The sequence below is a fragment of the Micromonospora parastrephiae genome (assembly GCF_016802865.1).
GTDB classification, from domain to species: Bacteria; Actinomycetota; Actinomycetes; order Mycobacteriales; family Micromonosporaceae; genus Micromonospora; species Micromonospora parastrephiae.
Window position 1 is genome coordinate 36,026 of the sequence record NZ_JAEVHM010000023.1, and the last position, 15,345, is coordinate 51,370.

The 15,345-nt window shown below is 71.6% G+C and carries 14 protein-coding genes and 1 pseudogene; 9 read left to right on the forward strand and 6 right to left on the reverse strand.

Annotation, left to right across the window (positions count from 1 at the left end; translation table 11 throughout):
- Nucleotides 1-89: 89 nt before the first annotated feature.
- Nucleotides 90-1,142, reverse strand: a complete 1,053-nt coding sequence (locus JNW91_RS07835) for a hypothetical protein (RefSeq protein WP_203174229.1) — start codon at nucleotides 1,140-1,142, stop codon at nucleotides 90-92.
- 240 nt (nucleotides 1,143-1,382) lie between these two features.
- On the opposite strand from JNW91_RS07835, the gene JNW91_RS07840 reads away from it, so the two are divergent.
- The 7 genes and pseudogenes from JNW91_RS07840 to pstB all read left to right on the forward strand — a co-directional run bounded on the left by JNW91_RS07840 (nucleotide 1,383) and on the right by pstB (nucleotide 8,696).
- Complete coding sequence (locus JNW91_RS07840) at nucleotides 1,383-2,102, forward strand: winged helix-turn-helix transcriptional regulator (protein WP_203174230.1); 720 nt, start codon at nucleotides 1,383-1,385, stop codon at nucleotides 2,100-2,102.
- A gap of 167 nt (nucleotides 2,103-2,269) precedes the next feature.
- Nucleotides 2,270-3,138, forward strand: a pseudogene (locus tag JNW91_RS07845) (polysaccharide deacetylase family protein).
- A 228-nt stretch (nucleotides 3,139-3,366) separates the two neighbouring features.
- On the forward strand, nucleotides 3,367-4,293 hold the full coding sequence (gene mshD / locus JNW91_RS07850; RefSeq protein WP_203174231.1) for a mycothiol synthase: 927 nt from the start codon (nucleotides 3,367-3,369) through the stop codon (nucleotides 4,291-4,293).
- Nucleotides 4,294-4,582: 289 nt separating this feature from the next.
- The gene (gene pstS, locus JNW91_RS07855) at nucleotides 4,583-5,689 is read left to right on the forward strand and encodes a phosphate ABC transporter substrate-binding protein PstS (protein WP_203174232.1); all 1,107 of its coding nucleotides are present in this window, start codon (nucleotides 4,583-4,585) and stop codon (nucleotides 5,687-5,689) included.
- A 39-nt stretch (nucleotides 5,690-5,728) separates the two neighbouring features.
- Nucleotides 5,729-6,817: a phosphate ABC transporter permease subunit PstC gene (gene pstC, locus JNW91_RS07860; RefSeq protein WP_203174233.1), complete on the forward strand. Its 1,089-nt coding sequence runs from the start codon at nucleotides 5,729-5,731 to the stop codon at nucleotides 6,815-6,817.
- The gene (pstA, locus tag JNW91_RS07865; RefSeq protein WP_203174234.1) at nucleotides 6,814-7,902 is read left to right on the forward strand and encodes a phosphate ABC transporter permease PstA; all 1,089 of its coding nucleotides are present in this window, start codon (nucleotides 6,814-6,816) and stop codon (nucleotides 7,900-7,902) included. The genes pstC and pstA overlap by 4 nt, the downstream gene beginning before the upstream one ends.
- Nucleotides 7,903-7,919: 17 nt before the next feature.
- Entirely contained in the window at nucleotides 7,920-8,696 is a 777-nt protein-coding gene (gene pstB, locus JNW91_RS07870) for a phosphate ABC transporter ATP-binding protein PstB (protein ID WP_151488544.1), read from the forward strand.
- Between the two features lie 148 nt (nucleotides 8,697-8,844).
- On the opposite strand, the gene JNW91_RS07875 is transcribed toward pstB, so the two are convergent.
- Nucleotides 8,845-9,678 (reverse strand): NUDIX hydrolase, encoded by an 834-nt coding sequence (locus JNW91_RS07875; protein ID WP_203174235.1) that lies wholly within the window; start codon nucleotides 9,676-9,678, stop codon nucleotides 8,845-8,847.
- 81 nt (nucleotides 9,679-9,759) lie between these two features.
- On the opposite strand from JNW91_RS07875, the gene JNW91_RS07880 reads away from it, so the two are divergent.
- Complete coding sequence (locus JNW91_RS07880; RefSeq protein ID WP_203174236.1) at nucleotides 9,760-10,728, forward strand: Gfo/Idh/MocA family protein; 969 nt, start codon at nucleotides 9,760-9,762, stop codon at nucleotides 10,726-10,728.
- Nucleotides 10,729-10,784: 56 nt separating this feature from the next.
- Here the strand turns inward: JNW91_RS07880 and JNW91_RS07885 are convergent, their stop codons facing one another.
- The 3 genes from JNW91_RS07885 to JNW91_RS07895 all read right to left on the reverse strand — a co-directional run bounded on the left by JNW91_RS07885 (nucleotide 10,785) and on the right by JNW91_RS07895 (nucleotide 13,493).
- A complete protein-coding gene (locus JNW91_RS07885) occupies nucleotides 10,785-11,792 on the reverse strand; it encodes an inorganic phosphate transporter (RefSeq protein WP_139587550.1) in 1,008 nt (335 codons plus the stop codon).
- A 4-nt stretch (nucleotides 11,793-11,796) separates the two neighbouring features.
- Nucleotides 11,797-12,423 (reverse strand): DUF47 domain-containing protein, encoded by a 627-nt coding sequence (locus tag JNW91_RS07890; protein WP_074314917.1) that lies wholly within the window; start codon nucleotides 12,421-12,423, stop codon nucleotides 11,797-11,799.
- A 128-nt stretch (nucleotides 12,424-12,551) separates the two neighbouring features.
- Nucleotides 12,552-13,493: a PPK2 family polyphosphate kinase gene (locus JNW91_RS07895; protein WP_238424568.1), complete on the reverse strand. Its 942-nt coding sequence runs from the start codon at nucleotides 13,491-13,493 to the stop codon at nucleotides 12,552-12,554.
- A 137-nt stretch (nucleotides 13,494-13,630) separates the two neighbouring features.
- On the opposite strand from JNW91_RS07895, the gene sigJ reads away from it, so the two are divergent.
- Entirely contained in the window at nucleotides 13,631-14,596 is a 966-nt protein-coding gene (gene sigJ, locus JNW91_RS07900) for an RNA polymerase sigma factor SigJ (RefSeq protein ID WP_203174237.1), read from the forward strand.
- Nucleotides 14,597-14,608: 12 nt separating this feature from the next.
- Here the strand turns inward: sigJ and JNW91_RS07905 are convergent, their stop codons facing one another.
- Nucleotides 14,609-15,115 (reverse strand): DUF402 domain-containing protein, encoded by a 507-nt coding sequence (locus tag JNW91_RS07905; RefSeq protein ID WP_203174238.1) that lies wholly within the window; start codon nucleotides 15,113-15,115, stop codon nucleotides 14,609-14,611.
- Nucleotides 15,116-15,345 lie beyond the last annotated feature (230 nt).

Below are 15,345 nucleotides of genomic sequence, written 5' to 3' on the forward strand. Positions count from 1 at the left end.
CGCCCGCCGCGGTGCGACGGGGCGTCCGTACCGGTGCCGCAGAGCGGCGCACCCGTAGGTACCCGACCGGCTCCGGGCTCAACCGTGGGTCAGAGGAAGAGCATGCACATCGCGTACGCGGCCGGCGCGGCCAGGGCGAAGCCGCCGAGCGGACCCTGCATGTGCCGGGCCACCCACATGGTGGGCGGTTCGCCGGCCATCAGTCGCCCCGCCTCCGCGTACCCGACGGCGAGGTCGGAGAGCACGGCGGTGACCGCCGCGACCAGGCCGATCACCGCGGCCCGGGTCGGCGTGAAGGGTGCCACCAGGTAGCTGCCGAGGAGCGCGCTGATCAGCGTGCCGACCATGGCGCCCGCGACGACGCCGGCGGCGCCCCGGGGCACCTGCGGTGCCAGCCGGGGCCAGGGCAGCACCGCATCGGTGAGCCGGGCGACGGTCAGCGCGACCCCGCTCGCGGTCAGGCACACCGTGATGGCCTGGGTGCCGGCCGGGATCCGGCTGAGCACGATCAGGGTGCCGAACGCCACCACCCCGACGACGATGAGCAGCGTGGCGCCGAGCGAGTCGGTGACCCGGACCCGGTCGACCCGGCGGACCAGCTGGCCGAGCACCGCGGCGAGGAAACCACCGGCGGCCAGGTAGCCCAACGGTGCCAGGCCGGCGATGTCGGTCTGCACCGCGGCGATGTCGGCGAGCGCGGCGACCACCGCGCTGATCCCGCCGACCAGCAGCAGGGCGGGCGGTCGCATGGCCATCGTCCAGGCGAGCACGAACAGCAACTGGACGCCGAAGACGATGAAGGCGAACGGTAGCCGGTGCCCGGGGCCCGACGTCTGCGCGCCGAGCACCAGACCGACGCCGAGCAGCGCGGCGAATCCGGCGATGGTCAGCGCCAGCGGGCGGTGCACCTCGACCGGGGGTACGACCTCCTCCTCCGGCTCGTCGATCTCGTCCTCGGAGCGACGGGCGGGCTCCCCCGCGCGGCGGCGGCGGAGCCCACCCCGTTCGCGGCGTTCGCCGTCGGCGACGGCCGGACCGGTGCGCGGCGCGGGCGGTTGGCCACGGGTCGGGGCGGCCGGACCGGGACGGGGCCCGTCGGGCCACGTTTCGCGGCCGGCGTCCGGCGAGGTGGAGGGAAACACGCCCCGATCGTGCCAGACCCGCCCGCCGATGCGGCGGTCAAGGGTTTCAGCAACGTTAAAAGCTGTGCCACGATCAGGGGCAAGCCAGACAAACGGGAAATGGTCCGAAGGCGCAGCCGAGGCGATCGGTTACGCTCAACGCGTTACCCGCCCGTCAGCGACGCCGGGACCACGCAATTTCTCAGCGCACTCCCCTCGAGTGTGTCTGGTCGCGTGCGGCCGCGCGCCGCCGGGACGGAGGTGATCGTGGAGATCCTGCTGCTGGTGACCGCACGTGCAGGGGAACCGTCCGCTGTGCTGCCGGCACTCGACCTGCTGCCGCACTCGGTCCGCACCGCACCACGCGACGTTCGCACCCTGGTCGCCGGGCCCAGCCCCGATGCGGTGCTGGTGGACGCCCGGTCGGAGCTGAGCGAGGCCCGGGCGACCTGCCGGATGCTGCACGCCACCGGGCTCGGGGTGCCGCTCGTGGCGGTGGTGACCGAGGCCGGCCTGATCGCGCTGAACGCCGACTGGGGCGTCGACGACGTCATCCTCGCCTCGGCCGGGCCGGCCGAGGTGGAGGCGCGGCTGCGGCTGGCGGTGGGCCGTCTGAGCAACGCGACCGCCAGCGCCGGCGGTTCGATCCGGGCCGGCGAGTTGAGCATCGACCCGGACACGTACGCCGCCAAGCTGAAGGGGCGCCCTCTCGACCTCACCTACAAGGAGTTCGAGCTGTTGAAGTTCCTGGCGCAGCACCCGGGCCGGGTGTTCACCCGGGACCAGCTGCTGCGTGAGGTCTGGGGCTACGACTACTTCGGTGGCACCCGCACTGTGGACGTGCACGTCCGGCGGTTGCGCGCCAAGCTCGGCTCGGAGTACGAGTCGATGATCGGCACGGTCCGTCAGGTGGGTTACAAGTTCGTCGTCCCGCCGTCGCGGTCGCTGCCCGAGGCGGAGCACGCGCCGCTGCCCGTCTGACCGGTTGTTGGTCCTCCCGTCCGGGAGGATTCCCCATATGCCCCTTTTGCGCATCTCGTCGGTTCTATTCTGACTGCCGGGTTTGTCAGCGGAAGGGGCCGACGGTGCGCGCAGAGACCACGGGGGCGACGGACCGGCGTGACCGGCCGGTCGGCGGGGCGGAAGCCGTGACGCGGGGGAACCCGACCGTCCGGGCGGCCGGAATCGTGGCACTGGTGGTGACGGCGCTCCTCGGCTCGGCCTACGTGCTGGGCCGCAGCCTCATCCCCGACCAGCCCCGGCAACGGACCACCGGGGTCACCACCAACGCCGACGGGCCGTACTACGCCGACCAGCCGACCGAGGCCGAGCCGAGCGGGGCGCCGACCGCCAGCAGTACCGCCGGCCCCACCGAGGCCGGTCAGGACGGGGCGGGACGCGACTCCGGAGGCGGCCCACTGTTCGGGGCGCACACCAACACCGGCACACCCCGCCTCGCGCTGACCTTCGACGACGGGCCGGATCCGCGCTACACCCCGCAGGTCCTCGCCACCCTGCGCGAGTTCGACGTCAAGGCGACCTTCTGCGTGGTCGGCGAGAACGCCCAGAACCACCCCGACCTGATCCAGGCGATCGTGGACGGCGGGCACAGCCTGTGCAACCACTCGTGGCACCACGACGTCACCCTGGGCAACCGCTCGGCGGACGCGATCCGCGCCGACCTGCTGCGCACCAACGAGGCGATCCGGGCGGCGGTGCCGAACGCGCCCATCGTCTGGTACCGCCAGCCGGGCGGCGCCTGGACCTATCCCGTGGTGTCGGTGGCGCAGCAACTCGGCATGACTCCGCTGCACTGGTCGGTGGACCCGTCGGACTGGGAGGTCCCCGGCGCGAGCAAGATCACCGCGACGGTGGTCAGCCAGGCGAACCGGGAGCGGTGGTGCTGCTGCACGACGCCGGTGGCGACCGGCAGGGCACCGTGGACGCGCTGCGCCGGATCCTGCCGGACCTGACCGCGCGGTTCGAGTTGGAAGCGCTGCCCACCGACCCGACGTGAGACTCCCCGCGGGCTGCGGACCTGCCGGGTGGGGACGCTTGGCGAGCTGCCTTTGGAGCTGATGTCCTGAACGATTCAGTCCCGCCTGGCACAGCGGGGTCGGTGATGTCGCAGACGATTCAGCTCCACAGGCGCCCAGCAGCACCTCACCCTCGCCGGTACCGACGCCAGCCGTCCTTTACCCGGTGACCGCCGGGTGCCACGAGACGCAGCGGATACGGTGACGGGATGAGCAGCGCGGAGCCGACCAGCGACCAGGTGACCCGGAGCGACCGACTGGCCCCGGCGGAGATCGCCGACGTGCTGGCCCTGGCGCGCTCCGCGGGTGACACCGACGGCGCCGACCCGCTCGACGAACATGTCCTGCTCCGGCTGCGCGACCCCGACGCCCCCGCCGTACACCTGGTCGCTCGGGCCGACGACGGCACCCTTACCGGGTACGCGCACCTGGACACCACCGATCCGGTGGGCGGGATCGGGGTCGAGCTGGTGGTGCACCCCGCGTACCGGCGCCGGGGCACCGGTCGGGCGCTGGCTCGGGGCGTCCTCGCCTCGGCCACCGGGCCGCTGCGGGCGTGGGCGCACGGCGACCACCCCTCGGCCGCCGCGCTCGCCGTCGACCTCGGTTTCACCCGTGCCCGGGTGCTCTGGCAGTTGCGCCGGCCGCTGGCCGCCCCGCTGGGCGAGCCGCGCCTGCCCGACGGGGTGGTGCTGCGCGCGTTCCGGCCCGGCGTGGACGACGGGGCCTGGCTGACCCTCAACGCGCGGGCCTTCGCCGAGCACCCCGAGCAGGGACGGTGGACCTCGGACGACCTGAGGGTCCGCCTCGCCGAGCCGTGGTTCGACCCGGCGGGCTTCCTGCTCGCCGAGGAGACCGCCACCGGCCGGCTGCTCGGCTTCCACTGGACCAAGGTGCACGAGCGGCCGGGATCGGCCCGCATCGGCGAGGTGTACGTGCTGGGCGTGGAGCCGACCGCCCATGGTGGCGGCCTCGGTCGCGCGCTGACCACGGCCGGTCTGGCGTACCTGCGGGACAAGCGGGGCCTGGACCGGGTGATGCTCTACGTGGACGACTCGAACACGGGGGCCGTCGCGCTGTACGAGCGGCTGGGCTTCGCGCGCTGGTCCGCGCACATCAACTACCACCTCGGCTGAGGGTCGACACCGCGAGGGCCGGGTAACCGGCGGGTCACGGCCGTGCGTCGGCGGGATAACACCGTACCGGAAAAATGCCCATACTTCCGACAGGCGCACCCGGGTTCACTTAACGGACAACTCACCCTCAGCAATCGGTCACCTCAGAGGCCGTACGTGTTCACCTTGCGTTCACTTGCGACCGGCGAACCGGCTACCTGGCACTTCTAACTTTCGTGTCAGCCGGTCAGTGCCGGTCCTCGGGCCCCGGATCGGGGCGCCAAGTCAGACGCGAAGGGAAACCCCTCAGGTGAAGCTCCAGCGGTACGGCACTATTGCCTGCCTCGCTCTTGCCGCGACGCTCGGCCTCAGTGCATGCGGCTCGGACAACAACGAGCCCGCCTCCGGCGCGAGCGCCTCGGGCTCGGCCGCCGCGGTCGACTGCGCTACCGGCACGCTGAACGCCCAGGGCTCGTCGGCTCAGAAGAACGCCATGGCCGAATGGATCAAGGCGTACCAGCAGAAGTGCCAGGGCACCACGATCAACTACGAGGCTTCCGGCTCCGGCGCCGGCATCCAGGCGTTCACCGCCGGGACCGCCGACTTCGCCGGCTCCGACTCCGCCCTCAAGCCGGAGGAGCAGCCGCTGGCCGACGCCAAGTGCGTCGGTGGCAAGGCCATCCACCTGCCGATGGTGATCGGCCCGGTGGCCGTCGCCTACAACGTCAGCGGCGTGGACAACCTCCAGCTCAAGCCGGCCACCCTGGCGAAGATCTTCGCCGGCAAGGTCACCAAGTGGGACGACGCCACGATCAAGGCCGACAACCCGGACGCCAAGCTTCCGTCGACCACCATCCAGACCGTCCACCGCTCGGACGAGTCGGGCACCACCGACAACTTCACCAAGTTCCTCTCCAAGACCGCTGAGGCGGACTGGGCGCTGGGCAACGCCAAGGCATGGAAGGCCCCGGGCGGCACCGGCGCCAAGGGCTCGGACGGCGTGGCCAGCCGGGTCAAGGGCGCGGACGGCTCCATCGGCTACATGGAGTGGTCGTTCGCCGAGAACGCCGGCCTGAAGATGTCCAAGATCGGCAACGGCAACGGCGAGTTCGCCGCGCTGACCGCCGAGGCGGCCGGCAAGACCATCGCTGGCGCCAAGGTCGAGGGCCAGGGCGACGACCTCAAGCTGTCGATCGACTACAACACCAAGGAGGCCGGGGCGTACCCGATCGTCCTGGCGACGTACGAGATCGTCTGCAGCAAGGGCCTCGCGGCCGACAAGCTGAAGCTGGTCAAGGGTCTGCTGGGCTACGCCGCCAGCACCGAGGGCCAGAACTCGCTGACCGACCTGGGCTACGCCCCGCTGCCGGAGACGGTCCGCACCAAGGTCGAGACCGCGGTCAAGAACCTCTCCTGACCCGACCCCACCACCTCCGCAACCGAATCGAGCGAGCAGATGGGTGAAACCCCTCACCGCTCGGCCGACGCCGGCACCGGCGGGACGCGCGTGACCCAGAGTCACGAGTGGCCCGCCGTGCTCGGCGCGTGTGGCCGAGGCACCAGTCAGCACCCGTTCCCCGGGCGCGCCGGGCTGGGCGGCGGCGGCGCGCTGCCGCGCAGCCGTAAGTTCGGCGCCGAGCGGGCCTTCCGCGGTCTCACACTGGCCGCCGGCACCGCCGTTCTGGTCATCATCGCCGCCATCGCGATCTTCCTGGTCGCCAAGGCGGTGCCGGCCCTGCGCGCCAACACCGAGAACTTCTGGTCCTACGAGGGCTGGTCCCCCAACGACCCGCAGCCGAAGTTCGGCATCGGCACCCTGGCCTTCGGCACCGTGCTCAGTTCGGCGCTCGCGCTGCTGATCGCCGTTCCGGTGGCACTGGGTATCGCGCTCTACCTCTCGCACTACGCGCCGCGCCGGCTGGGCACCGCGCTCGGCTTCCTGGTCGACCTGCTGGCCGCCGTACCGAGTGTGGTGTTCGGCCTCTGGGGGCGGGACGTCTTCAGCAGCCCGGTCCGGGACTTTTCGGTCTGGCTCAACCAGCACTTCGGTTGGATCCCGCTCTTCGGCGGCGACGGCCCGTTCGGCGCCTCCATCATGCTGGGCGCCCTGGTGCTCGCGATCATGGTGTTGCCGATCATCACCTCCCTCTCCCGCGAGGTGTTCCTCCAGACGCCGACCGCGAACGAGGAGGCCGCCCTCGCCCTGGGCGCCACCCGCTGGGAGATGCTCCGCACCGCGGTGCTCCCCTACGGCCGCCCCGGCATCATCGCCGCGGTGATGCTCGGCCTGGGCCGCGCCCTCGGCGAGACCATCGCCCTGGCGCTGACCCTCGGCATCACCTTCGGCATCTCGTTCAATCTGATCCAGAACGGCGGCAACACCATCGCCGCCAACATCGCCAACGCGTTCGGCGAGGCGAACGAGACCGGCCGTGGCGCTCTGATCGCCTCCGGCCTGGTGCTGTTCACCATCACGCTGATCGTCAACATCACGGCGCGGGCGATCATCTACCGCCGCCGGGAGTTCACGGAGTCGGCCGCATGACCACAACCGTCACCTCCCACCGCACCCGCCCGCCGGCCCAGCCCACCTCGCTGCGGGGCCGGCGGCTGCCCTGGTACGCCGCACCGGCCATCGCCGTGGCGGCCCTGGCGCTCGCCGCCGGGATCGTCTACGGCATCGACATCGGCGGCCCGGTCCTCGTGGTCGTCCTCGGCGCGATCCTCTACCTGGTCGGGCTCTTCGCCGCGGCCAACGCGGTCGAGGGGCGCCGGTCGGCCCGCAACCGCACCTGGAGCGCGCTGATCCACTCCGCGTTCGTGCTGGCGGTGCTGCCGCTCGTCTCGGTGGTCTGGACACTGGTCAGCAAGGGCACCGAGCGGCTGGACGGCAACTTCTTCCAGACCTCGATGAACAACATCGGGGCCCGGGACGCCAACGGCGGCGCGTACCACGCGATCGTCGGCACACTGGAGCAGGTCGGCATCGCCACCCTGATCACCGTCCCGCTCGGCGTCCTCTGCGCCATCTACATCGTCGAGTACGGGCGCGGCAAGTTCGCCTTCGCGATCCGGTTCTTCGTGGACGTGATGACCGGCATCCCGTCGATCGTCTCCGGCCTCTTCGTGCTGGCGTTCTGGGTGCTGATCGTGTCGCCGTGGTTCAACGACGGCCGGCCCAGCTTCTCCGGCTTCGCCGCCGCGCTCGCGCTGAGCGTGCTCATGCTGCCCACCATCGTCCGGTCCACCGAGGAGATGCTCCGCCTCGTCCCGGCGCCACTGCGTGAGGGCGCCTACGCCCTCGGTGTACCGAAGTGGAAGACCATCCTGCGGGTGGTGCTGCCGACGGCGCTGCCCGGCATCGTCACCGGCGTCATGCTCGCCATCGCCCGCGCGGCCGGCGAGACCGCGCCGGTGCTGCTGGTCGCCGGCGGCGGCGCCGCGATCAACACCAACCCCTTCGAGAACAACCAGTCGTCGCTGTCCCTCTTCGTCTACCAGCAGGCCGGCGACGCGTCGAAGTACGCGCCGGCACGGGCGTGGACCGCGGCACTCACCCTGGTCGCCCTCGTGCTCATCCTGACGATCGCGGCGAAGCTGCTGGCCCGTCGCAACCGGCTCAGCCGATGAACCCCGGAGGTACCACCATGGCCAAGCGTGTCGAAGCCTCGAACGTCACCGCCTACTACGGCGGCTTCAAGGCGATCGAGAACATCAACCTGACCGTCGAGCCGAAGACGGTCACCGCCCTGATCGGCCCGTCCGGTTGCGGCAAGTCCACCTTCCTGCGGTCGATCAACCGGATGCACGAGGTGCTGCCGGGTGCCCGGGTCGAGGGCAGCCTGACCATCGACGACCAGGACATCTACGACCGGGACGTGGACGTCACCGCGGTCCGTCGCATGATCGGCATGGTCTTCCAGCGGCCGAACCCGTTCCCCACCATGAGCATCTTCGAGAACGTGGTGGCCGGCCTGAAGCTCAACGGCGTCCGGAAGAAGTCGATCCTGGACGAGGCGGCCGAGAAGGCGCTGCGCTCGGCGAACCTGTGGGACGAGGTCAAGGACCGGCTGGGCAAGCCCGGCGCGGGCCTCTCCGGCGGTCAGCAGCAGCGGCTCTGCATCGCCCGGACCATCGCGGTCGAGCCGCAGGTCGTGCTGATGGACGAGCCCTGCTCGGCCCTGGACCCGATCTCCACGCTGGCCATCGAGGACCTGATGTTCCAGCTCAAGGACAAGTTCACGATCATCATCGTGACGCACAACATGCAGCAGGCCGCGCGTGTGTCGGACCGGACCGCCTTCTTCTCGATCGAGAAGACCGGCGACCCGGGTCGCCTGATCGAGTACGACAACACCCAGAAGATCTTCAGCAACCCGAGCGTGAAGAAGACCGAGGACTACATCACCGGCCGCTTCGGCTGAGCCGCTGGATCCCGGTCCGCGAGGGGCGTCGGTCGACCTGGCCGGCGCCCTTTTGCATACCCCCAGCCCGGCCAAGATCGTGCTCGATCCAGAGCGCGATCTTGGACGGGGGTGGCAGGCTCGGGGCGCCGCGCGGACCGCGGGCGGGTCAGGCGAGTACGAAGCGGGGTTCGCCGTCCGGCGGGAGGTCCAGGCGCGGGGTGACCGGGGTGGCGGCGTCCCGACCGGCCGCCGCGCGGGCCACCCCTGCCAGGTCGCCGGCCGCCGCCACCTGGGCCAGTGTGACCAGGGTCGGTGGCAGCATGGTCAGTTCGCCGGCCTGAGCGCGGGCCAGCGCGTCCGCCGGCCGGATCCACAGGGTGTGGTCGGCCTCGCCGGAGACGTCCCGGGTCCGCTGCCCCGCCGGCAACAGGGCGACGAAGAAGTACGTGTCGAAGCGGCGCGGCTCGAACTCCGGGGTGATCCAGCGGCTCCACGGCAGCAGCAGGTCCGACCGCAGCGTGAGCTGACGGTCGGCGAGCAGCGCGGCGAAGCCCAGCCGGCGCCCTTCCAGGTCCTGCCGCGCGGCCTCCCAGTCGTCGCCGCTGACGTCGCCCACCACGGTCGCCGGGTCGGGGCCGGCGAGCAGCACGCCCGCCTCCTCGAAGACCTCTCGCGCGGCGGCGCAGACCACCGCCTGCGCGGCGTCCGGAGCCACCCCGAGCCGGCCCGCCCACTCGCCTGGTGCGGGGCCCGCCCAGTCGAGGTGCGCCTCCGAGTCGGAGCGGTCCACCCCGCCGCCGGGAAAGGCGTACATCCCGCCGAAGGTCATCGCGGCGACCCGGCGGATGACGTACACCTCGAAGTCGGCGTCGGTCGGACGCAGCAGCAGCACCGTGGCCGCGACCCGGGGCACCGCCGGGGTGCCGCCCTCGGCCTGGAACCGGCGGGCGTGCTCGACCAGGGCGGCGGGGGCGGCGAAGCCGGCACTGTCGATCGTCATGCCGCGAGCCTAGTTCCCGACGGATGAGGTGGCCGGCGGCCGGGCAGCGGGCGGTTCACCTGGCTGGGCTAGCGTGCCGGCATGACTCGTTGGGGCATCCTGGCCACCGGCCACATCGCCAGCCGTTTCGCCGAAGACCTCCGGCTGGTGCCGGACGCCGAACTTGTCGCGGTCGGCTCCCGCGCCGCCGACAGCGCCCAGCGGTTCGCCGACACGCACGGCGCGAAGCGGGCGTACGGCTCCTGGGTGGAGCTGGCGGCCGACCCGGAGGTCGACGTCATCTACGTGGCCACGCCGCACGCCGCGCACCACGAGGCGGCGATGACCTGCCTGACCGCCGGGCGCGCGGTGCTGTTGGAGAAGCCGTTCACCCTGGACCTGGCCACCAGCACCGAGTTGGTGGACACCGCCCGCGCCGCCGGGGTCTTCCTCATGGAGGCCATGTGGATGCGGACCAACCCGCTCATCAGGCGGGCGGTCGAGCTGATCTCGCAGGGCGCGATCGGCACGGTGAGCAGCGTACGGGCCGACTTCGGGGTGGCCGGACCGTTCCCGCCGGAGCACCGGATGCGGGCCGCGGCGCTGGGCGGAGGCGCTCTGCTCGACCTGGGGATCTACCCGATCAGCCTGGCCCACCTGCTGCTCGGGGTGCCGCAGCACATCCGGTCCTGGGCGCAGCTCGGCCCGGAGGGGACGGACGAGAACACCGGCATCCTGTTCGGCTACGACACCGGAGCGTTGGCCGCGCTGAGCTGCGGCATGGTCGGGGCGACCGAACTGTCCGCCTCGGTCACCGGCAGCACGGGCCGGATCGACCTGCCGGAGCCGTTCTTCCGGCCGGGGTCGCTGACCCTGCACCGGGCGGGTGCCGAGCCGGAGACGATCGTCGCGGAGGAGGCCGGCAACGGCTACCAGTACGAGGCGATCGAGGTGCAGCGTTGCCTGGCCGCCGGGCTGACCGAGAGCCCGCTGGTGCCGCACACCACGACCCTCGAGGTGATGGCCCTGCTCGACACGATCCGCGAGCAGATCGGCGTGCGTTACATCTGACGTGCGGACGGCCCCGGTCACCGCGCTGGCGGTGGCCGGGCGTCGACGTGCCGGGGTCAGCCGAAGAGCGGCCGGACCAGCAGGTAGGTGACACAGGCGATCAGCGCCGCGGCCGGGAACGTGATGATCCAGGCGATCACGATGTTGCCGGCGACGTTCCAGCGGACCGCGGAGAGCCGCTTGGTCGCGCCCACACCCATGATCGCCGAGGTGATCGTGTGGGTCGTGGAGATGGGCGCCTTGAGCACCAGGGCGTTGAAGTAGAGCACCGCGCTGGCGACCGTCTCGGCGGCGAAGCCCTCCGGCGGCCCGAGATCAATGATCTTGCGACCGAGGGTACGGATGATCCGCCAACCACCGGCGTACGTGCCGAGGGCCAGCATCGTCGCCGACGTCCAGAACACCCAGCCCGGGATGTGCGTCTTGCTCTCCTGGAAACCGCCGGTGTAGAGCGCCAGCACCACGATGCCCATGGTCTTGGCGGCGTCCTGCATGCCGTGGCCGACCGACATGGCGGCCGCCGAGGCGGTCTGCGCCCAGCGGAAACCCCGGTTCAGCTTGCCCGGCTGCCCCTTGCGGAACAGCCAGAGGATGGCCAGCATCAGCAGGTAACCGAGGGTGAGGCCGACGATCGGCGAGAGCACCATCGGCAGCAGCACCTTTTCGCCGATGTTGCCCCACTGCACGAGGCCGCCGGTGGACAGCAGGGTCGCGCCGACCAGGCCACCGAAGAGCGCGTGCGAGGACGACGAGGGCAGGCCGAAGTACCAGGTGATCAGGTTCCAGGCGATCGCGCCGAGCACACCGGCGAAGACCACGCCGAGGCTGCTCACCCCGGTCGGGAGGGTGACCAGGCCGTCACCGACGGTCTTGGCGACGCCGGCACCGAAGTGGGCGCCGACGAAGTTGCCGACCGCGGCGAGCCCGAGGGCGATCCGGGGTGTCAGCGCCCGGGTGGAGACGCTGGTGGCGATCGCGTTGGCGGCGTCGTGGAAGCCGTTGGTGTAGTCGAACGCCAGGGCCACCGCGATCACCGCCAGTACGGCGATGAGTTCAGGAGACACCGGCTCAGGACTCCTTGACGGCGATGGTCTCGACTGTGTTGGCCACGTGCTCGAAGGCGTCGCAGGCGGCCTCCAGCTCGTCGGCCACCTCCTTCATCTTCAGCACCGTCAACGCGTCGTACTCACCGGAGAAGAGGCGGACGAGCAGCTGCCGGTTGATCCGGTCGCCCTCGTTCTCCAGCCGGTTGCACTCGATCCAGTAGTCCTCGAGGTCCTTCATCGACTTCAGCCGCGGCATCGCCTCGGCGGTCAGCTTGGCCTGCTGGTCGAGCACGTTGACCATCTCGTGCAGCTCGCGGGGCAGCGCGGGGAGCTCGGTCAGCCCGTACAGGTAGAGCAGGTCGCCGACCGCCTCCAGGTGGTCCATCACGTCGTCGAGCAGCGAGCCGAGCCGGTAGATGTCCTCCCGGTCGAACGGCGTGATGAAGGTCGAGTTGATCTTCTTGTACAGCTCGTGCGTGATCTGGTCGCTGTCGTGCTCGACCTCGGTCAGCCGCTCGCTGACCGACTGCACGTCGACGCCGGGCAGGGCCAGCTCGTTCAGCAGCTCAGTGCCCCGGACCAGGTTCTGCGCGGCCCTGGTGAAGAGCTCGTAGAAGGCGCCCTCGGTGGGGCGGAAGGAAAACTTCACAGCACAGACCTCGTCGCGTCGGTGGAAGGGTGGCGGCGCCCGTCGGGCACCCGCCCGGTGAATGCTAGGAAACGACGGAACCGCGAATTCGTCGGCCCACCCCTGGCCAAGCCACATTCACCGGTCGTTCACCTGCCGTTCATCTCGGGCGTCCCATCCGCCCCCGCTCCCCCACTACGCAGCCGCTCCCGCTCGTGCGCCACATCGAAATCGGCAGGCGGATACCCCAGATCGAGCGTGTCGAACGTCTCCCGCAGCAGGTGAGCCACCGCCCAGTCCCGATACCACTTGCGGTCCGCCGGCACCACGAACCAGGGCGCGGCGTCCGTGCCGCACCGGCTCAGAGCCTCGGCGTACGCGGCCTGGTAGTCGTCCCAGCGGGCTCGGGCCTCGATATCCGAGGGGTTGTACTTCCAGTGCTTGCGCGGGTCGGTGAGCCGTTCCAGCAGGCGCTCGCCCTGCTCGGCGTACGAGATGTGCAGCATCACCTTGACCAGGGTCACCCCGTCCTCGGTCAGCTCCCGCTCGAAGGAGTTGATCTCGTCGTAGCGGGCTCGCCAGGTGGCCTCGGGCACCAGCGAGCCGACCCGGGCGATCAACACGTCCTCGTAGTGCGACCGGTTGAACATCCCGACGTACCCGGCTGGGGGCAGCGCTCGGCGGATCCGCCACAGGAAGTCGTGTCGCAGCTCCTCCGCGCTCGGCGGACCGAACGAGCGGATGTGCAGGCCCAGCGGGTTCATCGCGCCCGCCACCCGCTTGATCGTGCCGTCCTTGCCGCCGCAGTCCATCGCCTGGAGCACCAGCAGGACCCGGTGCGCCGGCCGCTCCGACCCGGCCTTGGCCATCGCGAAGAGCATTTCCTGCTGCTGACCCAACTCGTCGCCGACCAGCTCGACCTGCCCACGGGCCCAGGACTTCCGGTGCTGCCCGTCCCGTTCCGCCGTTGGCAGGCCGGGCGTGGACCGGGGATCGATCGCGCCGAGATCCACCGGTGCGGTGACCCGCAGCAGCTTCCGCATCGGGCCGCCGTCCGGGGCCACGATCCGCGGTTCCTGGAGTGCGCTCATGCACGGATCATCGCCCACCCCCCGGCCATCCGCCCGCCGAGAGCCCTCGCGGGCAGGCACGTCCGGGGCTGCCGGCGCCCGGAGTTGGCGGGAGGATGGACGACGGGAGACAGCCGGCCAGGGAGGGTGGTGGGTCCGTGCGGGACCTGGCGACGGAGTTCGAGGCCGAGCGGGGCCGCCTGCTCGCTGTGGCCCGCCGGATGCTGGGCAGCCGCAGCGAGGCCGAGGACGCGGTGCAGGAGACCTGGCTGCGCTACGCGGGGGCGCTCGCCGACCCCGCGGCCCGCGCCGAGATCCGCGAGCTGTCCGCGTGGCTGACCACCACGTGCGCCCGGATCTGCCTCGACGTGCTCCGTTCGGCCCGGGTCCGACGTGAGGCGTACCCCGGGCAGTGGTTACCGGAACCGGAGGTGCGCCCGCTGGACAGCGGGCCGGCACCGGACGGGTACGCCCCCGACCCGGCGGAGCGGGCGGTGCGGACCGACCAGGTCGGCACGGCGCTGCTGGTGGTGCTGGAGCGGCTCGCGCCGGAGCAGCGGGTCGCCCTCGTGCTGCACGACGTGTTCGCGGTGCCGTTCGCCGGCGTCGCCGACGTGCTCGGTACCACCGAGGTGGCGGCCCGGCAGCTCGCGTCCCGGGCCCGGCGGGCGGTGACCGCGCCGGACGCGCCCCGGCACAGCGCCGACCCGGCCGAGCAGCGGCGCGTGCTCGAGGCTTTCGTCGCGGCCACCGAGTCCGGCGAGTTGGATCCCCTGTTGCGGGTGCTCGCACCGGACGCGGTCCTGCTCGGCGACTCGGGTGGGCACTTCCCGGCGGCCCGTCGACCAGTCGTCGGCGCGGACGCGGTGGGCCGCTTCACGCTCGGCCTGTTCGGCCGCGCCGGCCGGTACGCCCACCGTGTGCGGTCCCGGCCGGTGCTGGTCGACGGCGTACTCGGCCTACAGCTGGAGACGGAGCACAGTGACGGGCGGACGATCCGGCTGGTCACCGCGTTCGCCGTGAACCAGGGCCGGATCACCGGCATCTTCAACCAGCTCAACCCGGAGAAGCTGGCCGACCTGCCACCGTTGGGCGACGACGACACGTGGCCGCCGCACTGGTGAACCAGGTGGGGCTCAGACCACCAGCGCCAGCCACTTGCGGTACGAGGTCGCGAACGGCTCGGTGCCGTCGCCGAGCGCGCCGTACAGCCACCGGGCCGCCGCCTCGGCCTCGTCCACCACGTCCTGCGGGTAGCCGAAGCGGGCCCGGTGCTCGGCGAACTCGTCCTCGTCGAGCAGTTCCACCAGGCCGGTGGCCCGGCGGCGGACCACGTCCAGGTCCAGGTCGATGAGGTGGACGGTGTCGTCGGACTCCCAGCGGGCCGGGGTGGCGATGTCGCAGTAGACCTCGCTGGTCCGCGGCGGCGGGTTGAACATCCCCGTCCACCAGGCGTGGTGCGGCACCAGCAGCACGAACGGGATCTTCTCCACGGAGGGCCGGCCGTGATAGACCGACTCGGTGCCGAACGGGACGCCGAGCCAGACGCCGAGGTCGTCCTCGGCGAGCCGGCGGGCCGGGTAGTCACGGTGGGCGCTGCCGTCGTACTTGCGGTAGATCACTCGGACCACGTCGCTCGGCATGATTCGCACCCTAACCGATACTGCCCACGCGTCGTAGCGCGGCCGTAACCGGACGGCGTCGGCCACGAGGCAGAGGGGTACGTCCGCGCCACGCGGGCGGATGGGCGCGGCCCGTGTCGGCGGTGGCGGGTACCGTCGCACGGTGACTCCGCCCCGCACCGCCACCGGTTCCGCCTCCCCGTCGGCCCGCGCCGGGAGCCGGCGGCGGGGCGCCCGGCCCCAGCCGGTAC

Bases quoted from the DNA above. Each gene is read 5' to 3' on its own strand.
- mshD (WP_203174231.1), top strand. From the start codon at position 3,367: ATGAGCAGCGCGGAGCCGACCAGCGACCAGGTGACCCGGAGCGACCGA.
- pstC (WP_203174233.1), top strand. From the start codon at position 5,729: ATGGGTGAAACCCCTCACCGCTCGGCCGACGCCGGCACCGGCGGGACG.
- pstA (WP_203174234.1), top strand. From the start codon at position 6,814: ATGACCACAACCGTCACCTCCCACCGCACCCGCCCGCCGGCCCAGCCC.
- pstB (WP_151488544.1), top strand. From the start codon at position 7,920: ATGGCCAAGCGTGTCGAAGCCTCGAACGTCACCGCCTACTACGGCGGC.
- JNW91_RS07875 (WP_203174235.1), bottom strand. From the start codon at position 9,678: ATGACGATCGACAGTGCCGGCTTCGCCGCCCCCGCCGCCCTGGTCGAG.
- JNW91_RS07880 (WP_203174236.1), top strand. From the start codon at position 9,760: ATGACTCGTTGGGGCATCCTGGCCACCGGCCACATCGCCAGCCGTTTC.
- JNW91_RS07895 (WP_238424568.1), bottom strand. From the start codon at position 13,493: ATGAGCGCACTCCAGGAACCGCGGATCGTGGCCCCGGACGGCGGCCCG.
- JNW91_RS07905 (WP_203174238.1), bottom strand. From the start codon at position 15,115: ATGCCGAGCGACGTGGTCCGAGTGATCTACCGCAAGTACGACGGCAGC.